This window comes from Thermomicrobium sp. 4228-Ro (assembly GCF_026241205.1).
GTDB lineage: Bacteria > Chloroflexota > Chloroflexia > Thermomicrobiales > Thermomicrobiaceae > Thermomicrobium.
The window spans coordinates 1,229,757-1,253,534 of record NZ_JAPFQM010000001.1; the positions used below are offsets into that span (position 1 = coordinate 1,229,757).

Annotated in this window: 20 protein-coding genes; 8 read left to right on the plus strand and 12 right to left on the minus strand. The window is 65.1% G+C overall.

Annotated elements, in window-relative coordinates; all coding sequences use genetic code 11:
- Nucleotides 1-10 precede the first annotated feature (10 nt).
- The 11 genes from OO015_RS05890 to OO015_RS05940 all read right to left on the minus strand — a co-directional run bounded on the left by OO015_RS05890 (nucleotide 11) and on the right by OO015_RS05940 (nucleotide 14,178).
- Nucleotides 11-562: an acetyl-CoA carboxylase biotin carboxyl carrier protein gene (locus OO015_RS05890; protein ID WP_265940304.1), complete on the minus strand. Its 552-nt coding sequence runs from the start codon at nucleotides 560-562 to the stop codon at nucleotides 11-13.
- 98 nt (nucleotides 563-660) lie between these two features.
- Nucleotides 661-2,475 (minus strand): PEP-utilizing enzyme, encoded by a 1,815-nt coding sequence (locus OO015_RS05895; RefSeq protein ID WP_265940305.1) that lies wholly within the window; start codon nucleotides 2,473-2,475, stop codon nucleotides 661-663.
- 427 nt (nucleotides 2,476-2,902) lie between these two features.
- Nucleotides 2,903-3,286 carry a preQ(1) synthase gene (queF, locus tag OO015_RS05900; RefSeq protein ID WP_265940306.1) on the minus strand — a complete coding sequence of 128 codons (384 nt, stop codon included), beginning with the start codon at nucleotides 3,284-3,286 and terminating at the stop codon, nucleotides 2,903-2,905.
- A gap of 96 nt (nucleotides 3,287-3,382) precedes the next feature.
- Nucleotides 3,383-5,248, minus strand: a complete 1,866-nt coding sequence (locus tag OO015_RS05905; protein WP_265940307.1) for a hypothetical protein — start codon at nucleotides 5,246-5,248, stop codon at nucleotides 3,383-3,385.
- Nucleotides 5,249-5,270: 22 nt separating this feature from the next.
- Nucleotides 5,271-6,881: a TCP-1/cpn60 chaperonin family protein gene (locus OO015_RS05910; RefSeq protein ID WP_265940308.1), complete on the minus strand. Its 1,611-nt coding sequence runs from the start codon at nucleotides 6,879-6,881 to the stop codon at nucleotides 5,271-5,273.
- A 93-nt stretch (nucleotides 6,882-6,974) separates the two neighbouring features.
- Nucleotides 6,975-8,432, minus strand: coding sequence for an ABC transporter substrate-binding protein (locus tag OO015_RS05915; RefSeq protein WP_265940309.1), 1,458 nt, complete (start codon nucleotides 8,430-8,432; stop codon nucleotides 6,975-6,977).
- Between the two features lie 18 nt (nucleotides 8,433-8,450).
- On the minus strand, nucleotides 8,451-9,350 hold the full coding sequence (locus OO015_RS05920; protein WP_265940310.1) for a carbohydrate ABC transporter permease: 900 nt from the start codon (nucleotides 9,348-9,350) through the stop codon (nucleotides 8,451-8,453).
- Nucleotides 9,351-9,354: 4 nt separating this feature from the next.
- Nucleotides 9,355-10,299 carry a carbohydrate ABC transporter permease gene (locus OO015_RS05925; RefSeq protein ID WP_265940311.1) on the minus strand — a complete coding sequence of 315 codons (945 nt, stop codon included), beginning with the start codon at nucleotides 10,297-10,299 and terminating at the stop codon, nucleotides 9,355-9,357.
- Between the two features lie 269 nt (nucleotides 10,300-10,568).
- Nucleotides 10,569-11,447: an ABC transporter permease gene (locus OO015_RS05930; protein ID WP_265940312.1), complete on the minus strand. Its 879-nt coding sequence runs from the start codon at nucleotides 11,445-11,447 to the stop codon at nucleotides 10,569-10,571.
- A 3-nt stretch (nucleotides 11,448-11,450) separates the two neighbouring features.
- Complete coding sequence (locus OO015_RS05935; RefSeq protein ID WP_265940313.1) at nucleotides 11,451-12,413, minus strand: ABC transporter permease; 963 nt, start codon at nucleotides 12,411-12,413, stop codon at nucleotides 11,451-11,453.
- 61 nt (nucleotides 12,414-12,474) lie between these two features.
- Complete coding sequence (locus tag OO015_RS05940) at nucleotides 12,475-14,178, minus strand: ABC transporter substrate-binding protein (RefSeq protein WP_265940314.1); 1,704 nt, start codon at nucleotides 14,176-14,178, stop codon at nucleotides 12,475-12,477.
- 431 nt (nucleotides 14,179-14,609) lie between these two features.
- On the opposite strand from OO015_RS05940, the gene OO015_RS05945 reads away from it, so the two are divergent.
- From OO015_RS05945 to OO015_RS05975, 7 genes are all read left to right on the plus strand, one after another.
- Nucleotides 14,610-15,821 carry an acyl-CoA dehydrogenase family protein gene (locus OO015_RS05945; RefSeq protein WP_265940315.1) on the plus strand — a complete coding sequence of 404 codons (1,212 nt, stop codon included), beginning with the start codon at nucleotides 14,610-14,612 and terminating at the stop codon, nucleotides 15,819-15,821.
- A gap of 1 nt (nucleotide 15,822) precedes the next feature.
- The gene (locus tag OO015_RS05950) at nucleotides 15,823-16,368 is read left to right on the plus strand and encodes a gamma carbonic anhydrase family protein (protein ID WP_265940316.1); all 546 of its coding nucleotides are present in this window, start codon (nucleotides 15,823-15,825) and stop codon (nucleotides 16,366-16,368) included.
- Entirely contained in the window at nucleotides 16,365-17,138 is a 774-nt protein-coding gene (locus OO015_RS05955) for an enoyl-CoA hydratase/isomerase family protein (protein ID WP_265940317.1), read from the plus strand. Before OO015_RS05950 ends, OO015_RS05955 begins: the two co-directional genes overlap by 4 nt.
- Nucleotides 17,139-17,177: 39 nt before the next feature.
- Nucleotides 17,178-17,942: an electron transfer flavoprotein subunit beta/FixA family protein gene (locus OO015_RS05960; protein ID WP_265940318.1), complete on the plus strand. Its 765-nt coding sequence runs from the start codon at nucleotides 17,178-17,180 to the stop codon at nucleotides 17,940-17,942.
- A 21-nt stretch (nucleotides 17,943-17,963) separates the two neighbouring features.
- On the plus strand, nucleotides 17,964-18,953 hold the full coding sequence (locus OO015_RS05965) for an electron transfer flavoprotein subunit alpha/FixB family protein (protein ID WP_265940319.1): 990 nt from the start codon (nucleotides 17,964-17,966) through the stop codon (nucleotides 18,951-18,953).
- Nucleotides 18,950-20,248 carry an FAD-dependent oxidoreductase gene (locus tag OO015_RS05970; RefSeq protein ID WP_265940320.1) on the plus strand — a complete coding sequence of 433 codons (1,299 nt, stop codon included), beginning with the start codon at nucleotides 18,950-18,952 and terminating at the stop codon, nucleotides 20,246-20,248. Before OO015_RS05965 ends, OO015_RS05970 begins: the two co-directional genes overlap by 4 nt.
- A 62-nt stretch (nucleotides 20,249-20,310) precedes the next feature.
- Nucleotides 20,311-21,189 (plus strand): CvpA family protein, encoded by an 879-nt coding sequence (locus tag OO015_RS05975; RefSeq protein ID WP_265940321.1) that lies wholly within the window; start codon nucleotides 20,311-20,313, stop codon nucleotides 21,187-21,189.
- Nucleotides 21,190-21,303: 114 nt separating this feature from the next.
- Here OO015_RS05975 and OO015_RS05980 read toward each other — a convergent pair whose 3' ends face one another.
- Nucleotides 21,304-22,083, minus strand: a complete 780-nt coding sequence (locus OO015_RS05980; RefSeq protein ID WP_265940322.1) for a hypothetical protein — start codon at nucleotides 22,081-22,083, stop codon at nucleotides 21,304-21,306.
- Between the two features lie 203 nt (nucleotides 22,084-22,286).
- On the opposite strand from OO015_RS05980, the gene OO015_RS05985 reads away from it, so the two are divergent.
- Nucleotides 22,287-23,774 carry an aminotransferase class I/II-fold pyridoxal phosphate-dependent enzyme gene (locus tag OO015_RS05985; RefSeq protein WP_323053845.1) on the plus strand — a complete coding sequence of 496 codons (1,488 nt, stop codon included), beginning with the start codon at nucleotides 22,287-22,289 and terminating at the stop codon, nucleotides 23,772-23,774.
- Nucleotides 23,775-23,778: the final 4 nt, after the last annotated feature.

Below are 23,778 nucleotides of genomic sequence, written 5' to 3' on the forward strand. Positions count from 1 at the left end.
TTGTCGCTCCTCACGATGTCGCTGCGGATGGGTGTTGCTCTGCCACTGGCTCGCTCGGTCGGACCAGGAACAGCGGCTGGCCGCGATCGACCGCCTGGCCGTTCTCGACGCAGACCTGGACGATCGTTCCGCGTACCCCGGCCTGGACGGAATGCATGAGTTTCATGACCTCGATAATGGCGACGACCGTGTCCTCGCGCACCTCGCTCCCCACATCGACGAACGGTTCAGCCCCGGGGCGCGGGGCACGGTAAAAGATGCCCTTGAGTGGGGCAACGATCGGGACCAGTGTTTCGTCGCGGGGCACGACCGGCTCCGCGCGGGGCGGTTCCGCTGCAGCCGGACGTTCCGCCGGTATCGTCGCGGCTACTTCGCTCGCCTGGCGCGTGGACGATTCCGCCGCTGTTGCCGGCTGGGGAGCCGGTACGACGGTGCTGCTCGTCCCGTCGTGGCCACGGCGGACGATCAGCTTGAGCTGCGGCGTCTCGAGATACAACTCGTCGAATGAAGACTGCTCGATCAGCTTGAGAATCTCTTGCACGTCTTCCGGCGTCAGTTCCATGGGGCGATCTCCATTCTGGTCCGATCTTTTTCAGGATACTGCACCGGTGAGCGGTGCCCAGCTCGCCGGTTCGTGTTGCTCGCTCCTGCACGGTGGGATCAATCGAGAATCGTAACGGTACCCTCGTTCCCGTCGACTCGCAGGCGTTGTCCGGTACAGATCCGCTTGGTCGCTACACCGGTACCGAGCACTGCCGGGACACCGTATTCTCGAGCGACGATCGCAGCGTGCGACATGACGCCGCCGATATCGGTGACGATGCCACGCACCTTCGCGAAGACAGGTGCCCAGCTCGGCTCGGTGACCGAACAGACGAGGATCTCGCCGTCCTCGACCGTCTTGAGTTCGGCGACGTCGAAGATCACACGCGCTGGTCCCTCGACGACACCCGGTGAGGCGGCGAAGCCGCGCAGCACATTTCCTTCGTCCTTGGTTACCCAAGCCCGCAGGCGCTCGGGGGTGATGCCCCAGAGCATCACGATGGCAGGATCGGCGATGACCTCCGGAACCACACCGAGCGCCGGTGGCGGGTTGAAAACGCGGAGCTTCCGCAGGATCTCCTTCCGACGCGCGACCACGTCCGGCCAGTGCTTCGGGCCGTACGCCTCGGTACCGATCGACCAAGCGAGCAAGAGGTCGGTGAGTGCCTGGCTCACTTCCGTCCAGTGGAGGTAGAACAGGTCGTCGACTTCGCGGAAGAAACCGTGTTCGACGAAGAGCGCGCCGAGTTCGCGCAGTTTGTTCCACCAGATGCTCATAAACCAGTGGTCGACCCAAAACTTGTGGTCCTCGATCGAGTAGTAGACCCGCCGCACGAGGCTGAGGAGCTGGTCAAAGGCAGCGCGGTCCTCATCGCTCGGTAGGAGCGCGCGATACTCAGCAGTGATCCGCTCGCGTTCCTCGCGAACCGGCGCCGTGTCCCGCTGGAGCGACTCACCGCGGGCTGCGCGCTTGACGTACTCGATGAGGATCGGGAAGATCGGGCTCGGGTCGTCGCGCCATGCCCGGAACTGGTGCTGGAGCCCGTCGCCAGCGTTGATCCAGAACCATGGCTCGCCGCGTTCGTCCCACTCGCGCAACCAGGTTCGACCGTTCTCGCACTGCTGGAGATCAGCGAAGACGTCCTGCCAGCTGCGTCCCTCGACGAAGGCATCGGCCACTCCCAGTTCGACGGCTCGCTTGGCGAGGGCTCGGAGCTCCTGATCGGGACGCATCATGCTGACGTCGATACCGGAGACCATGAGCGTGATCTGCTGGTCGGGAATCTCCGGGAAGAAGCGCTTGCAGAACTGGTAGAAGGTCAGGTAAGCGGCGAAGCCGATCATCACGATCTCGCAGTGGATCTGGGCGATGCGGAAGAGGCTCTCGATGACGCGGTTGTAGCTCTCGAATATCGTCTGGGCTGTGCCGATGCCACGATGCGCGAAGACGAGTTCCTCGGGTTCGACGTCGGGAAGCCTGGGGAAGGGGATCTGCTTGAGTGCCTCGATCTCGGCGATGACGCGTTGCTTCCAGTCTTCGTAGATCGCCGACCAGTTCTCGTAGTAGTGACCGGCTCGCCGCTGGAAGAGTTCGGCGCGCTCCTGCACCTTCTGCGGGTCGAGCACTGGAATCCCGCTGATGTAGACGTAGCCGTTGAGTACGCGGAAATCGACGCCGAGCGCCGGGGGAATGCAGAAGAAGCGGGCGTTCATCTCACCGATGGCGACGTAGAAGGCCTCAGCGGTGATGACATCGAAAGGCGAGATCGGTTCCGGGAAGTGCATGCCGTTGTAGAACCAGAGGCGTGACTCCTCGAGTTCTCGCCGTTTCTCCGAGAAGCGCATGTAGGCCGGGTACATCTCTTCCCAGCCATCGCAGCCGGCCGGAGTTTCTACTTCGAACGGGCTCGGAAACCGCAGCGTCCCGCTCATCGCTACCCCCGCTTCGCTCCTCGACGACCGCTCGCGCTTCACCGACGTCCTGCGCTCGCGTTCGCGCGTTATCAGCTGCCCAGTGCTCGCTCTCTCGACACGAGCCGACACCCAGGTTCGCGTGACCAATGTGCGTGCCGGATCGGCTCTCTCACGGAACTGTGCAGCGTGTGTTCGGTCTCGCGAGCGTGATCACTGTCGGCTAAGCTTCAGTGTTGAAGATACGATGCCTCGCTGAGGGTGTCAAGAGCGAGGCGGTCGCTCTTGTGTGCGCGGGGAGGGCAGGTCGAGTGTACGGGTTAGCCAGGAGTGCCCAGCCACACCAGTGCAGTCGTCGGTACGCCGATCGATGTGCCGTTTCGGCCAAGGTGGCGCGGAGTGAGCCAGGCGGGACGATCCGGCCTCCGGCGGGTGTCCGGCGCGCTGCTCAATCTGCGGTAGCACGCATCTCCTCGATCGTCTGCTCGTAGCGGGCGGTGACGACAGTGTGCAGCCCGCCGCGGATATTGAAATCGGCGACTACGGTCATGCGGCGCGGCTGGAGCGTCCGTACCAGGTCGTCGAGGATCGTGTTGGTGACCTCCTCGTGGTAATGCCCCTCGTTCCGGAAAGACCAGAGGTAGAGCTTGAGCGACTTGAGCTCGACGATCCACTGGTCGGGGACGTAGCGGATGGTGATCGTCGCGAAGTCCGGCTGGCCGGTCCGCGGGCAGACACAGGTGAACTCGTTCGTCGTGATCTCGATCTCGTAGTCGCGCTCGGGTTTCGGGTTCGGGATCCGTTCCAGTTCCTTGCTCGGTTGCGTCGGCATCGGCGAGCCTCCTCGCTCCTCGTTCCTCGGGAACAAGTCTTGCGGACGAGCAACCGGTTCCTCCGGCCCGGCGCTGTCGATACTCACGTTGTCCGATCAGGAAGCCGGACTGTCAGCCGAACGGTGCGCGGCCGGCACTCCCCCGTCAACGAGGGAGAACCACCAGACATTCCCGCCCACGTCGGCAGCGTAACCAGAAAGTACAGGCGAAGCTGGGTCACCAGCCAGTGCGACGATTGTCTGTTCCGGCTGGTCAGGGGCGAGCGCGCGGAGTTTGCCGCTTGCTTCGCAGTACCAGAGACGGGCCCCTGCGGCGAGGAACCAGCCCGAATTGCCAGCGCGGCCGAGCGCGGAGGCCGGACTGTCGAGACGACCGATGCGAGCGATCCGTGGCCGTTCGAGCGGCCGGTGCACCAGCCACACGTCCGTCTCGATGACGACGAGGAGCGCTTCCCCGTCCACTGACCAGAGCAGGCGCGCCATGGTCGTCTCGGGCAGTGTCTCGGGCCAGCGGTGATGGTGCCAGCGTCCTCGTGACGTCGAGAGCACCGACAACGTATGGTGCAGCGAATCGGCATGAAGGGCCAGGAGCGCGAGTGCGCGACCATCGGGGGCGAGCGCTGCCCCTTGGACATGCGCGAAGGTGTCCGTCTCGTCGGTGTGCCACGTGTTTCCGCTGTCCATCGAGGAGACGAGCGAGACCAGTGGTTCCAGCGTCTCCTCGAGCGTGTACTGGACCAGGAAGACCGTCCGGCCGTCGTCGCTGACTACGAGCCAGGCCGATTCCGAGAGATCGGTGATTTCGTGCACGGTCTCCCACGCTCGCCCATCATGAGAACGAAGCAGCGCATCGAGCGCGAGCGCGAAGACCGGGCCGCTCGTTCCGCCGGCGAACTGAGCGATGCCACGCTCGAGCATCACGGTCTGCCACGTCTCGCCCCGATCGACCGACTGGAAGATCGTTCCGGAATAATCGGCGATAACGAGTTCCCCGGTGCGACGCGTGACCAGACCGACCGGAAGGCGACCGTAGAGTCCGCTGTTCCACGACAGCCAGGCGGCCGTGCTGGTCTCCCAGCGGAGACATCCCTGTGCGAGGGTACCGGCGACGAGGCGTTCGCTATCGAGGATCGCCAGGGACAGGATGTGGCTGGGTACGTCCGGCAGGCGCTGCCAGGTGTCTCCTCCATCGGGCGACCGGATGACGTGGCGATCGATCGCGGCGGCGACAGAGTGGCCGGTCGGGTCGGTGGCGAGTGCGCTGCAGCTTCCCTCGACCGGTAGCGTGGCGGCTTCCCAGGTGCGGCCGCGGTCACGGGAGCGGAAGAGTCCCTCCTCTCCACCGGCGAGAAGCGTCAGTCGTCCGTGCTCATCGACAGCGATCGCGCCGCATTCGAGCATGGCTGGAGCCGACTCGATCTCGTGCCAGCTCCAGCGGCGCGAGCGACTGAGATAGATGCCATCGGCGGTGACGAGCATCGCAGTGCGGTCGCGCTCGAACTGCGGAGAGAGCGTGAGGTCGACAATTTCGACCAGCTGGGGCAAGCCTGCATTGGCGGGCTCCCAGTCCGTTCCGGCATTGGAGGAAACGAGGATGCCGTCCAGCTGATCAGCGACAATGACGAGTCGTCGCGTTCCATCGGCAACCGCCCGGATCGCGACGATCGTTCCACCCTCCAGGCACCGCTGCCAGTTGCCGTTCGGCTGCTGGCGGAAGAGACCCAACGGTGTCGCGATATACCGGTCACCCCAGGGCGCGATCACGACAGGGTTGGCGAGTTCCAATCGTCCCCAGGTGTCAGGTAGTGCGAGCGTTTCCCAGGTGTCAGCGTCGTGCCGGGCGAGAAAGGCACCACTCGCTGTGCCCGCGAGGACGGTTTGCCCATCGGTCGCGAGCGCGAGAACCGCGCCGCCGGGTTGGCGAGTGAGGTGGCGCCAGACGAGGTGCGTGTCTCTTCCCATGGTCTCCCCTGTTTCGCTATGCTCACGGTTCGGCACTCGAGGCAGGCCAGGTACGATGGACCAGCACGTCCGTGGAGAGGAAGGCACGCGCGAGACTCCAGCTCGCCTCCACGGCGGCCTCGAGAACACCGAGGGGATCCAGCAGGCCATGCGACCAGGGATCGACCCAGCGGTCGTCTCGCACATCGTAGACGAGGCGCGGTGCCTGTGCCAGCGTCTCGTGGACGACCGGGCCTGGCTCGATGCCGGCATTGGCGACGAGGGTTCGCAGCGGTTCCAGCAGCGCAGTGTGGGCAGCACGGAGAACTGCACGCTCGGTCGGTGAGGCGCTGGTGACCTCGTTCGCGAGTGCGCGGGCTGCCACGGCGAGGCTCGCCGCACCGCCGGGGACGAGCCCGGTCTCGAGAGCGACCTGAATGGTGCGAGCGAGCCGCTCGAGCATGAGCAACCGGTACTCCTGCTCGCTGGGTGTCTGCCCGCCGACGCGGATCTGAAGGAACGCACCGTGCAGCCGGGCCAGCCGTTCCTGCGCGCGGCGGCGCGCAGCTTCGTCCTCGGCTCGCTCCCGTTCCGCCTCAGCGATGGCGAGACGCTGACGAATCGCCGCCCGCGTCCCTCTCCCACCGAGCACCGCGAAGTTCCAGCGCGTGACCAGTACCTGCCGAGCGCTCCCGAGGTCCGTGAGGCGTGCCTGTTCCGGACGTTCTCCGGCCTGCTGTCTGAAAGGGCGCCCCCCGCAGAGCGCTGCGAGATCCTCGAGGATGCGCGTCTGTTGCAGGCCAACGGAAGGAGCCGCAACGACGGCGACCTGTTCCAGGGTACCCCGGGCGAGGTTCGCTGCGAGGAGGGCCCGTGCCGAGTCGCCGAGCTCGCTCGCCACGATGAGGAGACGCCGGACACGGTGGCGTACGCAGTCGTCGAGGAGCGGCGCGAGCTGGTCCGCCTCCTCGAGCTTCCAGTCGGTGAGGAGGATGCGCGGCTCGAGGAGCTGCCAGCTGGTCGTGCCGGTCGGAAGGAGTTCCGACGCGAGCAACCGGCTCTGCCAGTGAATGCCCTGGACGAGCTGGACGCGGACGTCGGTTCCATCGTCCGGATCGGCGAGCACGATACCCTCTGGGCCGATCGCTTCGAGACCTTCGAGGAAGTCGGTCATCACCTCAGGAGGGAGATCCAGCGGTGCCAGCAGGCCCGCGAGGTCATGGATATCCTCGAGGGGTCGTGCGAGGGAGCGGAGGGTCGTCGTGACGATGGCTTGGGCACGGTCGAGCGCTCGTGTCAGCTGGTGAGGCGACTGATCACTGGCGAGCAGGCGGCCGAGTTCGTGCAGCAAGCGGGCAGCGAGGACTGCCGTCGTCGCCGTGCCGTCACCGGTCCGCTCGTAGACGCGCCAGGCGGCGTGACGGAGCAGCATCGCACCCGCGTTTTCGAAGGGGTCCGGCAGGCGGAAGGTACGGCGTGCGACGAGGGCGGCTGTCGAGAGGACTTCGGGCGATCCCGGTTTGAGCACCTTCTCGATAACGACGGTCCGACCGAGCGGGCCGAGCGTCGGTGCCAGGAGGCGAGCGAGCGTCGCGCAGCCGGCCAGAAGCGGCGCACGCGCAGCATCGCCGAAACGGATACGCGTCGTCTTCATGGTCGTGCACCTCGTCGCCCGACAGATTCGAACGGGGGACGCTGACGAGCGTCCCCCGTGTTCCGTACGCGGTGCCCCGCGAGGTGACCCGGTTCAGGCTCGGTTCTCCGGCTTGCTCCAGATCTCCTGTGCGGCCTTGACGAAGTTCGCCAGTGCCTCCTTAGGTGAAAGCCGGCGGACGCAGAGGTCCTGCATCATATCGCCGATGACGAACTTCGTAGCCAGTTCGCCGAAGGCACCGAGCGGTGGCGCAGCGTAGGCCATGATGCGTCCCGTCGAGATGATCTTCTGATACTCGCTGTAGAGTTCGTTCTTCTGCCAGAGGTCGTGCTTGATCATATCCTTCCAGCAGGGAAGGAATCGTCCCTTCAATTGCTCGTTGATGTAGCTCGCGTACCAGGTCGGCTCCATGAGTGCAACGAGGCAGATGCGCGCGTTGTCGCCGCCTTTGCCGTTTTTGAAGAGCCCCTCGGTCCAGACGTCCACTTGACCGAAGGAGCCAGCCGGACCAGCTGGGTAGCTGTAGAAGCGGGTCTTCTGAGCGAGCTCAGGCTTGTTCTTGAGGAGCCAGTTGTAGATGCTGGTCGGGTTCGAGGTCAGGACAAGCTGCTCGCTCTGGTAGCCCTGGTTGTTTCCACCGTCATCCCAATTGACCGAGCCGGGCGGGATGATCTGGTCCTCGATGTACATGGTTTGGATCAGCGCGAGACAGTCGAGCCATGCCTTGTCGTCAGCAGTGACGCCGAGCGAACCGTCCTCGTTCTGGAGCTTGCCGCCGAAGGTCCAGACCATCCCGAGTGTGTGGTTGTTGGTGTCGTTGATGCGGCTGAGTGTCATCCCGTAGTAATACAACGGTGGCTTGGTGAGCGCCTTTCCCTGCTGGCGGAACTCGTCCCAGTTGGCAGGAAACTTGAACCCTGCCTGGTCGAGGAGGTCCTGGCGTGTATGGAACGGCCAGGCGTTGACGGCGAGCGGTGTCGCCCACCAGCGACCCTTGAAGGTGCATGTCAACTCCACCGGCTGCCACACACCGCCGTTTTGCTGGAGGAAGGGGGCGACTAGGTCAGTCACGTCGGTCGTCTGGCCTTGCGCGCGCCAGAACTGAGTCTGATAGTCATAGAGCCGGTAGATATCGGGCGGCGTACCGGCCTGCACGGCAGCGTTGAAGCGGTTGTAGCCCTGCGGATTGTTCGGAATTTCCTCGAATGAAACGGTGAACCCGTTCTTCTGGGCGATCTCGTCGAGGCGTTGCTTGATGAGGGCGGTCGTCTCCGGCAGATAGTCGACGGTCTGCCAGACGACCACCTCGCGACCGGGAATCGGCGTGAGCGCCGGTGCCTGGGCAGCCACGGCAGTGGGTGTGGCAGCGGCCCGCGTCGGTGTCGCGGCGCCAGCTGGAGTCGGGGAAGCAGCGGGTGCAGGAGTCGGGCTCGGCTGCGGTGCTGGGGTCGGTGTCGCTTGCCCGCCGCCGCCGGCACAGGCGGCGATCGTCGTCCCGAACCCGGCAGCCAGGACGGCGAGGAACCGGCGTCGCGAGAATTGCTGGCGCATGGCTCTCCTCCTCCTTCGTCAATCTTTGACAGCTCCAGCAGTCCAGCCGGCGATGACCCACCGTTGCCCGAAGAGGTAGACCACGAGGGGCGGCAGCGACATGATGGTCGCGGCAGCCATCATCTGCCCCCAGTAGTACTGGTCACCGATCACGTAAGCCGAGAGGCCCACAGGGGCCGTCATCACCTCTTGCTTCTGCAGCAGGACGAGTGCGTAGAGGAACTCGTTCCAGGAGAGTGTGAAGGCGAAGACCGCAGCGACGACGAGCGCCGGTCCGGACAACGGCACCATGATGCGCCACAAGACTTGCCAACGGCTGGCACCGTCGATGAGCGCCGCTTCCTCGAGTTCGATCGGGACAGTGCGGAAATAGCCCATCAGCATCCAGGTGGCGAAGGGTACTGTGAAGGTGAGATAAGCGAGTGTGAGGCCAACGAGGTTATCGCGCAAGCCGAGTCGGCTCATCATGACGAAGATAGGGATGAACAGGATGGTGCCAGGTGCGAGATAGGCGTAGACCAAGAGCCGTGCCAGGATCGTCCGGCCAGCGAAGCGGAGGCGGGTGAGTGCATAACCGGCCATCGCACCGAGCAAGGTCGAGATCGCCGTCGTGGCGGCTGCGACGACAGCGCTGTTGCGCAGCTGGCGCAAGAAGGGATAAGACGGTCCGAGGATCTTGTCGTAATGCTCGCCAGTCAGGACACGTGGGAGCAGCGTGACGGTCGGACTGAAGAGGTCGACATCCGCCCGGAGCGAGGTCGCCAATTGCCAGTAGACCGGGAAGAGCGTCCACAGGGCGAGCGCCAGGAGCACGAGATAGCCAAGCACGTAGTACCCACGATTGCGGTAAGCGAGCCAGGTGAGGATGCGGCGCTCGCTGGGGCGTGCTCGTTCGATCGAGCGAACTGCTTCGGCCATCGCTTCAGCCCTCCTGCCGGAGCATGCGGCGCGTGAGGAAATAAATGAGAATGGCGAAGACCGGGAAGAAGACGAGCGGAATCGCCGATGCGATCCCGAGGTCGTAGGCCGTCATCCCCTCATGGTAGGCCAGGAGTGGGAAGGTCTCGGTCACATTGGCTGGCCCGCCGTTCGTCAAGATGTAGACGTATTGGATCGCGTTCGATGTCCAGATAGCTGAAAGCATGACCGTCACCGTGATGACCGGTGTGAGTAGGGGGAGCGTGATGCGGAAGTACTGTTGCAGCGGCGTCGCACCATCGATCGCCGCTGCCTCGTACAGCTCGCGCGGAATCGCCTGGAGACCAGCGAGGAACGTCATCGTCCAGAACGGTGCACCTTGCCAGATGGCCGCGACGAGCACTGACCAGAGGGCGATGCGAGGATCGGCCAGGAAGAGGATCGGGCGCTCGACGAGTCCAAGATTGGTGAAGAACGTGTTGAGGACGCCGTTCACGTCGTTGTAGATCCACTTCCAAGTAAAGGCTGAGACGACGGCGGGAATCGCCCACGGGACGAACAACAAGGTGCGCCAGAAGTGCCGAGCGCGGATCTGGGCATTGAGGATCAGGGCGCTCACCATGCCGATGACGAACTTCCCGGCTAGCGCGCCCCCGGTATACAGCGCCGTTACCTTCACGCTGTTCCAGAACAACCCGTAGATGCGGCTCTGGCTGTCGAAGAGCAGGCGCGCATAGTTGCCGAAGCCGATGAACTGCCCCTGCCCACCGACCTTGATGTCCTGGAGCGAGAGCCAGAACGCATAGCCGAGCGGATAAGCGACGAGTCCGACGACCACCAGGACGGCCGGAAGCGTCAGCGCATAGCCGAGCCAGAAGTCCCGGCCGAGCCGAGATGTGCGGACACCCGGTGACGCGACGGTGCGTTCTGCCTGACGCAACACGACCATGGTGTTCAGCCTTTCGAACACTCCGCGTCGCGACGCGGATATCGGGTAAGCGAGACATCCTTACGGTACCAGAGGCCGGGCGAGCGTGCAAGTGGGTGGGAGCCCAAGCAAGGGCACGACCGGGGTGGGAAGGAGGTTTCCGGGCGACAGCGCGATCGCGCGTGCTGGGCCTCTCCGTGCCTTCCGATGCCTGCATACCAGTGAACGAAGCGAGGAGCCGGAGGCAGAAGTACCCCCGGCTCCCGCTCGCTTTCTCGCGTGGGCAGTCGCTACTGATTCGTCTGGGCTCGCAGGCGTGGATCGAAGTAGTCGGCGAGCATGTCGCCGATGATGTTGAAGCAGAGGATCAGGAGCGTGACGATGAGGCCAGGGAAGATCACCATCCACGGTGCACGGGTGAAATAGAGCGAAGCTGCACCGGTGAGCATGTTTCCGAGCGAGGGATTGGGCGGCTGGACACCGAGTCCGAGGAAGCTCAGGCCAGTCTCGACGAAGATCGCGGCGCCGAGGTTGAGCGACGCGAGAACAGCAACTGGACCGAGACAGTTGGGAAGGACGTGCCGCAGCATGATGCGCCAGTGGCTCGCACCCATGGCGCGTGCCGCTTCGCAGAAGAGCGACTCAGAGACTCGTAACGCGGCGGCTCGCATCACGCGGACGCCGACCGGGATCAGCGAGAGGGCGACGGCACCGATCAGTTGCAGCCGACCAGGGCCGAGGACGGCAACGACGACACTGGCGACGACCAGGGAGGGAATCGCCGTGATGAGCTCGACGCCACGTTGGAGAAGGAAGTCGAGGAGCCCACGGCGATAGCCGCCGATGAGACCGAGGAGCGTACCGATCAGGGTTCCGAGCAAACCACCGGGCACAGCAATAAAGAGCGTGGTGCGCAAGCCGTAGAGTGCTCGCGTGAAGATGTCGCGCCCCAGTTCGTCGGTGCCGAAGGGGTACTCGGCCGACGGCGGCTTGAGACGTGCCACGGCATTGGTGGCGGTCGGCGAGCGTGGATTGACTGACGGCCCGATGACTCCCGTTACCACGATGATCGCAAGCACGATGGTGACGATGACACCGATCCAGGGGATGCGGCGGCGGGTCGGCGTCGTTCGCTCGCGCGCGAGCGGCGTCGCGACTGCTTCAGCCATGTTCTAACCCCTCTCGCGCAACCGGGGATCGAGGAAAGAACACGCGATATCAGTGAGGAGGTTGATGATCACGAATGCTGTCCCGAGTATGAGGACAGCGATCTGAATGACCGGGAAGTCGCGGCGGGCGACTGCGTCGACGAAGAAGAGGCCGAGCCCCGGCAAATTGAATGTCGTCTCCACGATGACCACGCCGCCGAGCAGGTAGCCCACACGAAGACCAGAGAAGGCCAGAGTAGGCGCGAAGGCGTTGCGGAGGACGTGCCGGAATACGACGGTCGACTCGGCGAGTCCCTTCGCCCGCGCCACCTGCACGAACGGCTCCTGCAGTACTTCCAGGACAGCGTTCCGGATGAAGCGAACCAGTCCAGCAGCCAGGACGAAACCGAGAACGACGATCGGCAGGACGATCTGTTGGAGATGAACCCACAGGTTTTGGGTGGGCGGCACGAGGCCAAGCGGTGGGCGCCAACCGAAGACGAGAAGCACAAAGATCAGCACGAGCAGGCCGAGCCAGTAGGCTGGAACGGCCGACGTGATGAAGAAGAAAACCCGCGTCAATGCCTCAGTGAAGCGGCCACGGCGCAGCGCGCTGAAGAGGCCGAGCGGCAGTGCGAACACCCAGGCGGTGAGTTCGGAGAGAAAGGCGATCTCGATGGTGAGGGGCAACCGGACGCGAAGCTCGTCCGCGATCGGTCGCCCCGTCACGTACGACTTACCGAGCCCGCCAGTGACGAGCCCAGCCAGGAAGTCGGCGAACTGGACAATCAGCGGCTTGTCGAGGCCGAGTTCCTGCCGGACCTGTGCCACGCGTTGCGGGTTGATCGTGATGTTCTCGCCCGTCCCGCCGACGATGAGCGCGGCAGGATCCCCGGCGAGCCGGATGAATGCAAAGACGACGAATGTGGCCAGAAGGACGACGAGGAAACCACCGATCGCGCGTCGAATGAGATATTGGACGAACATGGTCGTGCGCCTTTCCGGTTCGCTCGAGTCCTCTGCCGCGCTCTTTCCTCAGCCACCGTTCCTACTGCCGGAGCCAAGTCGTCGCGTGCTTCTCGGTCAAGTTGTAGTTGGGCTGCGGTGTGAACCCCGCGAGTATGCCAGGTCGGAAGACATGCCAGATGACCGGTCGGTAGACGTAGATCATACCGAATACCGGATCATCGAGCGTCCGGAAGTCGAGTTCGCGCGTGAGTTGCTTGCGCTTCTCGATATCGAGCTCGCGGTCGATCTGCTGGTAGAGCTGGATCAACTCGTCGGACCAGAGACCGGTCAGGCTCACTTGGTCGTCATTGGTGATCCAGGCAGCGAAGGTCGACTTCGGCTCGTCGACCCAAGGGGCGTTGAAGCCGAGCGCCATCTGGAATTCGCGCGCGACGATCCGCTGGACGTATTCACCCAGCTGGAGGATTTGGGTATTCACCTTGATGCCGACCTGCGCCAGCTGGTCAGCGATGAGACTCGGTGTGGTGACGTCGAGGTTGAAGGCGAGTAATTCGAACTCGAGCCCATTGGGGAAGCCTGCCTCGGCTAAGAGCTGCTTCGCTTGCTGCCGATCGGCATCCTTGTCCTTGCCGAAGCCGCGCGCCTGGCGCACGCGTTCCTCGGGCAGGGCCCACGCGCCGTAGGGGTGCATCCAGCCGGACAGCACGCTCCGCCCTTCGGTCATGGCGGCGATCATCGCATCGCGGTCAAGCGCGAGCGTGATGGCACGGCGGACGCGCTCGTCCTTGAACGGCTCGAAGCTCCGGGCATTGAGAATGAGGCGCCAGACGAGGGTCGTCGGCACGCCGACCACTTGAATGTCACTGTGTCCCTGGAAGAGGTCGAGCGGCGGCGTGGTGAGCGAGCGGTAGAGGTGCAGCTGTCCAGCCAGGAAGGCCTGCGCGACTGCGTTCCAGTCGGTCATCGGATGGCCGACGATACCGTCGAGGTACGGAAGATCCTTTTCGAAGTAATTGGGGTTCTTCTCGACCTCGAAGGCGACCCCTGGCGTATAGCTCTTGAACTTGAAGGGGCCGGTACCGATGAGGCTCTTGGTGTCGCGGAGGTCGGCCCCCGATTCGATGAGGTGGGCGGGGTAGATACCGGTCCAGGGGATGGCGACGTTGTAGAGGAGCGCTGGGTCCGGTTGCTTGAGGACGAAGCGGACGGTGTAGTCGTCGGGCGTTTCGATGTGGTCGACGGTGTTGAAGAAGACGCCGCGGGGGCTGTTGACGCCTTCGGGTGGGCTGATGATGCGCTGGAAGTTGACGAGGACGTCCTTGCTGGTGAAGGGGGAGCCGTCGTGGAACTGGACGCCCTGGCGGAGGGAGAAGGTGTAGCTCATCCCGTCCTGCGCCATGTCCCAGCGTACAGCGAGACAGGGGAGAATCTTCGTCTGATCGTTGGGATCGAACTGGAGCAAGGTGTCGAAGCAGGGACCGATACACCAGAGGTCGGTACTGGTCGTGGCCTGATGCAGGTCCAGGTTTGCCGGATCGCCGGGGAGATTGAAGTGCAGGATCCCGCCGCGGCGGACGGCTTCGGTCGTTGGGGTGGGGGTCACCTCCATGACGGCCGTCGGCATGGCCATCGGTGTGTTGGTCGGTGTGGGCGCGGTGGTTGCTGCTGGTGCTGTGGTCGGGGTCGCTTCACCACCGCCACCGCTGCGACAGGCGACCAGCAATGCAGAAATGAGTGTCCCGGCTGTTACGCCGAACAGGCGACGCCGCGTGAAGGTACGCATCGTCCTCCTCCTTGTGCCCGTGTCTGCCGCTTACCAAACCCGCTAGCGGATGCTGGTTCAGAGATTAAACGAGCGAGTATCGGTTGTCAAGGTGCCTCGGTGAGAAAGAGCCACCGGTGCCCGTTTCGGCATGGTTTGCGGCAAAAGCGATTCTGAATGGGTCATTCCTGGGCTACCTGATGATTGTCGGGTGGGTGGTCGGCCGGTGAGGCAAGATGAGAGAGGCGATACATGGCAGGTCGCGGCTAGGGCTCCCAGCGCTTGGCCGGTCGAACGGGAAGAGAACGCTCCGAGCCGACGGCGTTGCGAAGAGGCCCTACTCCCGTCACCGGTCGCTTGTGCGCTCCCGGCGGCTTTCCTATACTGCCGAACGGAGCGTGCCGAGGCGGCAAGCCCGAGACCAGCAGTGAGGCGCGCATGGGAGGTCAGTCATGGATTTCGAGTTGACTCCGGAACAGATCCAGGTGCGCGACATGGTGCGCGAGTGGGCGCAGCGTGAAGTCGCGCCGTATATCCGCGAGTGGGACGCGAAGGGTGAGTACCATCCCGAGATCTACCGGCGGATGGGCGAGCTGGGCTTGCTCGGCCTACCGATTCCCGAACGCTACGGTGGTGGCGGCTTCGACTACGTGACGCTGGCCCTGGTCTGCGAGGAGCTGGAGGCGGTCGATACCTTCCTCCGGGTCGCGATCAGCGTCCACGTCGGGCTGAACAGTCTCACGCTCCTGCAGTGGGGAACGGAAGAGCAGAAGCAGCGCTGGTTGGTCCCTCAGGCGCGCGGCGAGAAGCTCGCGACCTTCGCCTTGACCGAACCGGGTGCTGGCTCCGATGCCGGGCACATCCAGACCCGCGCCGTCAAGGACGGCGACAGCTATATCCTCAACGGCGAGAAGATGTGGATCTCGCTGGCCAATACCGCTGATCACTTCCTCGTTTTCGCGACGCTCGATCCGTCGCTGGGTCACCGTGGCTTGTGCGCCTTCATGGTCGAGCGCGGTATGCCGGGGCTCACGACCGGCTCCATTCACGGCAAGCTCGGTGTGCGGGCCGGCGACACCGGTTGGATTTCGCTGCAAAACGTTCGGGTCCCGGCGGAGAACATGATCGGTGAGCCGGGCGAGGGGTTCAAGATCGCCATGAGCGCGATCGACCAGGGGCGCTTCACGGTGGCTGCTGGGGCGTGTGGGCTCATCCGCGCGTGCCTCGAGGCGAGCGTGAAGTACTGCCACGAGCGGCAGGCCTTCGGGCAGGAAATCGGGCGGTTCCAGCTCGTGCAGCAGATGATCGCCAAGATGGTGCGTGGCTACGAGACCTCGCGCTTGCTCGTCTTCCGCGCAGCCGAACTCAAGAACCGCGGTATCCGCAACACGCGCGAAACGTCGCTCGCCAAGTGGCACGCCTGTGACTGCGCATTCGAGGCGGCCAACGACGCCGTGCAGATTCACGGGGCATATGGCTATTCGAACGAGTATCCGGTCGAGCGGTACCTGCGCAACGCACGCGGTGCCGTGATCTACGAGGGGACGCGCGAGATCCACACGCTCCTGCAGGCGGAGTATGCGCTCGGCTATCGCGTCGACAAGCCGCTCCGCTGCCCCCAGCCGCCAGCCCAGGGCTACGAGGCAGTCGCCGCGCGGGGGTGAAATGGAACCGCTCGTGCTTCCGTATCGCGGGAAACAGCCTCGACTGGCTGAGGATGTCTTTCTGGCACCGACTGCGGTCGTCATCGGTGACGTGACGGTCGGGCCCGCTTCCAGTCTGTGGTTCGGCGTGGTGGTGCGCGGCGACATCGGGCCGATCCGTATCGGTGCGCGCGTCAATCTCCAGGAGGGAGTCGTCGTCCACCTGGACGAGGGGTTCCCCGTCGTCATCGGGGACGACGTCACGGTCGGACACGGTGCGATCGTGCATGGTGCCCAGATCGGTGCGGGGGCACAGATCGGCATGGGCGCAGTGCTGCTGACCGGCTCACGGATCGGTAGCGGGGCGATCGTCGCCGCTGGAGCCGTGGTTCCCGAGGGAATGGAGGTGCCGCCGGGCACGGTCGCGATGGGTGTCCCGGCGCGTATCCGGCGCGAGGTGACGGCGGAGGAGCGGGCAGCGTTGCTGGAGCGGGCTCGGCGGTACGCGGAGCGAGGGGCCGAGTTCCGTGCGCTGCTCGCGCAGCGCGGACAGGGGAACGGGACATGAGCGTGCGGGTGGAGCGGGAAGAACCGATCGCACTCCTGGTGCTCGATCGTCCCGAGCGCTTGAATGCGCTCGACACCGCTGGTCTCCGTGCGCTGCTGGAGGCGATCCGTGGACTTGCGGCCGACGAGTCGATCCGCGTCGTGATCCTGACCGGTGCGGGCGACCGGGCCTTCGCGGCCGGAGCGGATATCGGCGAAATGGTGGCGAAATCGCCCGGGGAAGCCCTGGCCTTCGCCGAACTCGGCCAGGCGGTCTGCCGGGCGATCGAGGAAGCGCCGCAGCCCTACATCGCGGCGGTGAACGGGTATGCCCTGGGCGGCGGCTGCGAGCTCGCGCTGGCCTGCGACATCCGGCTCGCGAGCGAGCGAGCGGTGTTCGCTCAGCCCGAGGTGACGCTCGGAATCCCGCCAGGCTGGGGCGGCTCCCAGCGGTTGCCGCGTGTCGTTCCGCCAGGCGTCGCCCGCGAATTGCTCTACACCGGCCGGCATCTCGGTGCGGAGGAAGCGCTGCGCATCGGCCTGGTCAACGCGGTCTACCCAGCGGGAGAGCTGCTCGAGCGGGCTCGCGAACTGGCCCAGCAGATCGCTGCCAACGGGCCGATCGCGGTTCGCTTGACCAAGCAGGCCGTGCGCATCGGGCTCGAGCACGGGCTGGCGGCTGGGCTCGCCTACGAGCGGCAGGTCTTCGCGCATGCCTTCACCACTGACGATCAGCGCGAGGGGATGCGCGCATTCCTCGAGAAGCGAAAGCCGCTGTTCCGCGGACGCTAACTCGCCTGTCGGAGCCTAGAGTTTCGGACGGAGGGGTACGTGAAAATCGCAGTGCTGATCAAGCAGGTGCCCGATCCGAACGCGCTCCGCTTCGACCCACGCCTCGGTGATCTCGTTCCCGGTATCCAGCCGGTCGCGAACGAGTACGACCTCTATGCGCTCGAAGCTGCTCTGCGCTTGCGCGAGCAGACCGGCGGTGAGGTGGTCGTCGCGAGTGCCGGCCCGGCGCGCGATGCGCTCAACCGGGGGCTCGCGATGGGAGCCGACCGGGCTGTTGCGATCGAGGGTGAGGGACTGCCCGGCGACAGCTGGGTGACGGCGACTGTCCTCACCGCCTGGCTCCGTCGCGAGCAGCCAGACGTGATCTGGTGCGGGCAGGAGACGAGCGATTCCGGAACAGGGAACGTCGGGCCGACGGTCGCTGCCAGGCTCGATATCCCGCTGGTGAGCAATGTGGTCGGCTGGGAATTCCGCGACGGTGTCTTCGAGATCGAGCGCGAGATCGAGGACGGGCACCAGTTCCAGGAAGTCGCACCACCGGTCGTCCTCTGCGCTCTCTCGGCCTTGCCGCAGCCACGCTTGCCGACGCTGCGTGGGATCATGGACGCGCGCAAGAAGCCGGTCGAGCGGCTCGCACCGGCCGATCTCGGTCTCGATCCGGGCTCGCTGACTCCGCTCGTCCGCTGGGAAGGGCTGCGCCAGCCGGCCGCCAAGTCTGCCGGAATCGTCCTGCAGGACGTCCCGCCCGACGAAGCGGTGGAGCAACTGCTCGCTTTCCTGGAAGCGTGTGGCTTGTTGGGTTGAGAAGAAGGGGTACAGGGGGCGATGGCAGGGAACGGTGTCCTGGTCGTTATCGAGACGTCGGGTGGGCAGCCGCGTCCAGCTGCACTGGAACTCTGCGGGGCAGCCCAGGCCGTGCAGGAGGCGCTCGGTTCAGCGACCGCGCTGGTCGTCGGGCAGGGGATCGGTGCGGCGACCGAGCAGGCCGCGCGACTGGGAGTGGCTCGTGTGCTCGCTGTCGATGCGCCGGAATTCGCTGAGCCGGTTGCCGAACGGGTGGCGCGTGCAGTCCTGGTGGCGTGGGAGCAACTGGATCCAGCGCTTGTCCTCTTGCCGGGGACGACCCTCGGTCGCGATGTGGCAGCGCTGGTGGCAGCACGCCGTGGCGTACCGCACCTCGTCGATGTCGTCGCGCTCGGGGTGACGGCGGACGAACTCATGGTGACGCGGCCGGTATATCAGAGCAAGCTGCTCACGACAGTTCGGGCTAGCCGGACGCGTGCCGCGGTCGTCACCGTTCGGGCTGGTTCGTTCCGGCCGCCGGAACCCGGCGAGCCAGTGCCGATCGAACGCTTACCGGTCGAACTCCAGGAACCCGACCGACGGGTGCGGGTCACGCGGATGGTCGACAAGCCACGTGGGCAGGTCGATCTGGAGAGTGCTCCGGTCGTGGTCGTCGGAGGACGTGGCGTCGGCGGCCCCGAGGGGTTCGAGCAGCTTGCTGAGCTGGCAGAACTCCTGGGTGGTGCGCTCGGGTGCACCCGAGCGGTCAGCGATCTCGGCTGGCGGCCACACTACGAGCAGATCGGCCAGACAGGCAAGCAGGTACGGCCGAAGCTCTATCTCGGTGTCGGCGTCTCGGGAGCGGTGCAGCACACCGTCGGGATGCAAGGGAGCGAGACGGTGGTCGTGATCAATCGAGACTCGAACGCACCGCTGGTCAAGCAAGCTGACTTCGCTGTCATCGCGGACTGGAACGAGATCGTGCCGCGCCTCATCGCCCGGTTGCGCGAGCGACGGGGGCGCTCAGCATGAGCCAGGAGCGCGTCGAGGTTATCGTCGTCGGGGCAGGGCCGGCTGGGGTCGCGACTGCGCTGACGCTCGCCCGGGCGGGTGTCGAGGTGATCGTGCTGGAACGGGGTGCCTACCCAGGCGCCAAGAACGTGATGGGGGGCATCCTCTATCGCCAGCCGACCGAGGAACTCGTACCGGAGTTCTGGCGCGTGGCGCCGCTCGAGCGCGCGATCATCGAGCAGCGCTACCTGCTGCTGACCGGTGAGGACGCGATCGGTCTCAGCTACCGGACTCCCACCTTCGGACAGCCGCCGTACAACGCGTTCAGTGTCCTGCGTGCCGAATGGGACCGCTGGTTCGCCGAGCAGGCTGAAGCGGCCGGAGCGCTCATCGCGACCGGTGTCACAGTCGAAGATCTCCTCTGGGAAGACGGACGGATCGTCGGCGTTCGGGCGGGCGAGCAGGGTGAGCTGTATGCGAACGTGGTCGTGCTCGCCGAGGGGGCGAATGCGCTCCTCGTCCAGAAGGCGGGCTTGGCGCGCGACTGGCAGCCGGACGAACAGGCCCTGGTCGCCAAAGAGCTCCTGCGCCTTCCTGTTCAGGAGATCGAGCGGCGCTTCAACGTGTCCGCCGGGGAAGGGGTCGCGATCGAGGCGTTCGGTGCCTCGACCGGCGGATTGCTCGGCTACGGGTTCATCTACACCAACCGGGAAACGCTCTCGATCGGCACCGGAGCGCTCTTGAGCGATCTCATCGCGCACGAAGTGAACGTGAGCGATCTTCTGGAGCGCTTCAAGCGACATCCAGCGATCGCTCCACTGCTCGAGGGAGCGGAACTGGTCGAATACAGTGCACACCTGATTCCGGAAGGTGGCTGGCGGGCGATGCCAGCGCTCTTCGCGGACGGCGTGCTGGTGGTCGGAGACGCGGCTGGCTTCGTGAATCCGCTCAGCCGCGAGGGGTCGAACTTCGCGATGATCTCGGGGAAGCTGGCAGCGGAGACGATCCTCGAGGCACGTGCAGCCGGTGACTATTCGGTGCACGCACTGAGCCGCTACTGGGAGAAGCTCGAGGAAAGCTTCATCCACCCGGATCTCGAGGCGATCCGGAACGTGACGCCGTTCGTCCACGCTCGCCCCTATCTCTTGCGCGACTATCCACAGGCACTGGCTCGTGCGTTCCGGCAGTATCTGACGGTCGACGGGACCCCGAAGGCGATCAAGTACCGTAGGATCGGGTGGAAACTGTTCGCTGACCTCGACCCCATGCGTCTCTTGCGAGACGTCGTCTGTGCTGCCTGGCACGTCCTGCGCTGAACCCTGGCTGCTCTGCCGCTCGTGGTAGGCTTGGCCTGGAAGACGTGCATCGCGCGGGGTTGGTGCGGACCGTGACGCTCTATCTCGTCCTCGACATTCTCCTTCTTGTCCTGCTCGCGCTGTTCGTTCCGATCGGCTTCTGGCGCGGTGCCTCGCGTGAGGTGCTGGTCACGCTCGGGATCCTGCTCGGGTTCGCGCTCGGCGAGTTCTGGGCGCAACCGTGGGGGCTGTCGCTGTCTGAATGGACCGGACTCGGTGAGGGGGCTGCCAGCTTTCTCACCGCAGTGCTCATCCTGGTTGCCTGTACGTTCTTGATCGGTTATGGTGCCAGTGCAGTCATGCTCGTTCCTCAGCCTGGTCTCGCCGGGCGCCTGCTCGGTGCACTCATCGCGTTCGCGAACGGCACGCTCCTCCTCGGTTTCGCTTTGCGAGCGATCCGACTGTATCTCCTCGGCGGTGCGCCGTCGGGCCTTTTCGAACGGTCGATCATCGCTCGTCTGCTGAGCGAGAGTATGCCGTGGGTCCTCTTGGGTGGGGCGGTGCTGGCGCTTCCGATCATCGTGGTCACAGCGTTGCTCGGTTCCCATGCCGTCGAGGCGGAGATCGCGAGCCCCTCGGGAGAAGGCGAATTCGCCTACCAGCACACGCCCACGCGTCCGCTCCCACCACGTGCACCGTTCGCCCAGCGCCAGCCAGCCGTCACGTACAAGGCGGAGCCGATCCGACGGCACGAGGAACCGACCCGGCCGTTGCGACCGACCGAGATGGGAGCCGATGCGGGCGAGCATCGAGCTGCGGGGCTGGCCGATCGAGAGACAGCCGTGCTGGCCCGTCCGGAGTCGCCCGGGCAGTCGCGTCCGACTGGTAACCGCTGCCCGTACTGCCATGCCGATATCAGCGAGGCTGAGGTCTTTTGCCCACGCTGCGGCCGCGTGTTGTAGCGCTGTGTGCTGTATTTCCCCAGTGCAGAACTGCAAGAGCCTGAGAGAAGCTCCAGACGCCGGCAGTTCCGTGCTGGCCCGAAGCCTTAGGAAAGACAGCTTCAGTGGCGAGGATCAGAATCCACCGTCGCGCCCGATCGCCTGAAGTTCTTCGAGGATCAGCCGGAGTTCGGCTGCCCGGGCATGCATCCGGACGATCGGCTCGCCCTGGGGGTCGAGGAACAGGACATCCACATGGTCGTTGGCCTCGACGAGTTCCGAGCCGCTGTAGTCGAGTTCGACCGTGAGCACGGGAGTGAGCCGGTCGCTCGGCTCGGCGGGCTCGCCGTGCGGTGCGTGCGTCAGCGCGTGACGATAGTGCCCGAGCAAGTCGGTCAGCGCACCACGCTCGTTCGGTTCCTCGCCCAGGTAGAGCGAGAGGTCGATCCGGCCGTCGCTGATATGCAGGTAGTAGCCGTCGTCGGCGTGTTCGAGCGCGATGTCCTGCGGGAACCAAATATCGTAGATGACCAGCGGCCGGGGCTCCTCAGCAGGTGGCGAGGGTTCCTCTTCCATCTCTTCGGCTGGTGCCAGCCACTCCGGCAGTTCCCGACCGTGGATGAGCCAAAAGTGTGCCAGGCCGTAGCGGTAGAGCAGCTCGGCGAGCCGGGTACGCACCGGCGCCGTGAATGCGCCGGGAAATTCGTCCTCGACGACTCGCTCGAGTGCCTGGATCATCCGCTCGAATTCCGGACGATCTCGCAGTTCCCGGTCGATGTAGCGCCGGGCTTCCTGCAGAGCTCGCCGGAGTTCGGTGTCGATCGTATCGGACGACTGTTCACGGAGGAAGCGCTGGATCGCTTCGAACAGCTCGTCGTCGGGCTGGAACTGGTCGCGAATCGGCTGTTCTGCCACGGCGCACTCCGCGTCCTACCACGCATGGCGTGGGTCAGTATCGAATGCCATTATGCACCTCCCCTGACGGCGTGTCTACCAGGGATCGGCGCGATTGCCTGTCGATGCTCTCCGGCTCTATCCAGCACGAGGCGCCTGGTGCCCGGTGCAGAACGCGTATACTTGCCCCTTCGGTGATCGGAACGGGGCGGGAGGGCACCGACGTGGCCGACGAACAGTCCCGGGCACCGTATCTCGAACGGTGGCTGACGTATCTAGAAGAGGGTGTCGTCCCCTTTTCGACACCCGGGCACAAGCAGGGACGTGGAGCGCCACCGGAGTTTACGGACGCGTTCGGCGCGCGTGCGCTGGCCCTGGATATTCCCCACGACGGTGGTACCTACGAAACGCATCTGGCGGTCGATCCGCTCGATGAGGCCGAGCAGTTGGCTGCTGCCCTCTGGGGCGCTCGTGACGCCGTCTTTCTCGTCAATGGCAGCACGACCGGAAACCTCGCCGCGCTGTTGACGCTGAGCCAGCCTGGTCGGCCAGTGATCGTGACGCGAGCGATGCATAAGTCGCTCCTCGCTGGGCTCGTGCTGAGCGGCGCGCGACCGGTCTACGTCGTACCCGAACTGCATGGCGAGAGCGGACTCCTCCTCGATATCGCGCCGGAAGCCGTCGAGCAAGCTCTTCAGGCGTATCCGGACGCGACTGCAGTCATGATCGTCAGTCCGACGTATACCGGCGTGACAAGCGACATCGCTCGACTCGCCGTGATCTGTCACCAACACGGTGTCCCGCTCTTCGTCGACGAGGCCTGGGGACCACACCTCCCGTTCCATCCGGCGCTGCCGCCAGCGGCCATTCCCTCAGGTGCTGACCTCGCCGTGACCAGCCTGCACAAGTTAGCCGGTGCACTCACGCAGACGGCGATCCTGCTCGTCGGTGGTGACCTCGTCGATACGGCACGACTCCGAGCGGCGGTCGCCATGGTGCAGACGACGAGCCCGGCCGCTTTCCTCTATGCATCGCTCGACGCGACGCGACGGCGGCTGGCCTTGGAGGGCGAGGGTCTCCTCGCCCGAACGCTCGAACTCGCCGAGCGAGCGCGTGGCGCGCTCGCGAGTATCCCCGGATTGCAGGTAATCGGTCCCGAGATCGTCAGCGGTCGACCTGGCGCCGGGTTCGATCGCACCCGGCTCGTCGTCGACGTGCAAGGGATCGGGCTGACCGGTCTGGAAGCGAAACGCCGCCTGCGCCGTGACCACGGGATCGCTGCCGAGATGGCAGATCTCGTCAGTGTCGTCTGCCTGTTGACGGTGGGTGATACGCCGGAGACGATCGATGCGCTGGTCCGGGCATTCGCTGCACTGGCTGCGGAGCAGAGAGCGCATCGGTGCTCGTACGACGTGCGCGAACTGGGCGCGCTCTTGCGGGCGACCGGGCCGGTCGTCGCCGGTGCACCACAGGTGCTGACACCACGCGAGGCGTACTTCGCACCGGTCGAGCGCGTGCCGCTCACCGCCGCTGCAGGCCGTATCGCCGCCGAGCCGATCACGCCCTATCCACCGGGTATTCCGGTCGTCGCACCAGGAGAAGCGATCCGGCCCGAGGTGGTGGAGTTCCTTCAGGCTGGGATCGCTGCCGGTATGCGCTTCAACGGTGCGAGCGATCCGACCCTGCAGACGATCCGCGTCGTGCACGAGTGAACCC

Coding starts and splice junctions, on each gene's coding strand:
- queF (WP_265940306.1), bottom strand. CDS start 3,286: ATGCCGACGCAACCGAGCAAGGAACTGGAACGGATCCCGAACCCGAAA.
- OO015_RS05910 (WP_265940308.1), bottom strand. CDS start 6,881: ATGAAGACGACGCGTATCCGTTTCGGCGATGCTGCGCGTGCGCCGCTT.
- OO015_RS05970 (WP_265940320.1), top strand. CDS start 18,950: ATGAGCCAGGAGCGCGTCGAGGTTATCGTCGTCGGGGCAGGGCCGGCT.
- OO015_RS05955 (WP_265940317.1), top strand. CDS start 16,365: ATGAGCGTGCGGGTGGAGCGGGAAGAACCGATCGCACTCCTGGTGCTC.
- OO015_RS05945 (WP_265940315.1), top strand. CDS start 14,610: ATGGATTTCGAGTTGACTCCGGAACAGATCCAGGTGCGCGACATGGTG.
- OO015_RS05925 (WP_265940311.1), bottom strand. CDS start 10,299: ATGGTCGTGTTGCGTCAGGCAGAACGCACCGTCGCGTCACCGGGTGTC.
- OO015_RS05890 (WP_265940304.1), bottom strand. CDS start 562: ATGGAACTGACGCCGGAAGACGTGCAAGAGATTCTCAAGCTGATCGAG.
- OO015_RS05940 (WP_265940314.1), bottom strand. CDS start 14,178: ATGCGTACCTTCACGCGGCGTCGCCTGTTCGGCGTAACAGCCGGGACA.
- OO015_RS05950 (WP_265940316.1), top strand. CDS start 15,823: ATGGAACCGCTCGTGCTTCCGTATCGCGGGAAACAGCCTCGACTGGCT.
- OO015_RS05920 (WP_265940310.1), bottom strand. CDS start 9,350: ATGGCCGAAGCAGTTCGCTCGATCGAACGAGCACGCCCCAGCGAGCGC.
- OO015_RS05915 (WP_265940309.1), bottom strand. CDS start 8,432: ATGCGCCAGCAATTCTCGCGACGCCGGTTCCTCGCCGTCCTGGCTGCC.
- OO015_RS05905 (WP_265940307.1), bottom strand. CDS start 5,248: ATGGGAAGAGACACGCACCTCGTCTGGCGCCACCTCACTCGCCAACCC.
- OO015_RS05930 (WP_265940312.1), bottom strand. CDS start 11,447: ATGGCTGAAGCAGTCGCGACGCCGCTCGCGCGCGAGCGAACGACGCCG.
- OO015_RS05895 (WP_265940305.1), bottom strand. CDS start 2,475: ATGAGCGGGACGCTGCGGTTTCCGAGCCCGTTCGAAGTAGAAACTCCG.
- OO015_RS05965 (WP_265940319.1), top strand. CDS start 17,964: ATGGCAGGGAACGGTGTCCTGGTCGTTATCGAGACGTCGGGTGGGCAG.
- OO015_RS05935 (WP_265940313.1), bottom strand. CDS start 12,413: ATGTTCGTCCAATATCTCATTCGACGCGCGATCGGTGGTTTCCTCGTC.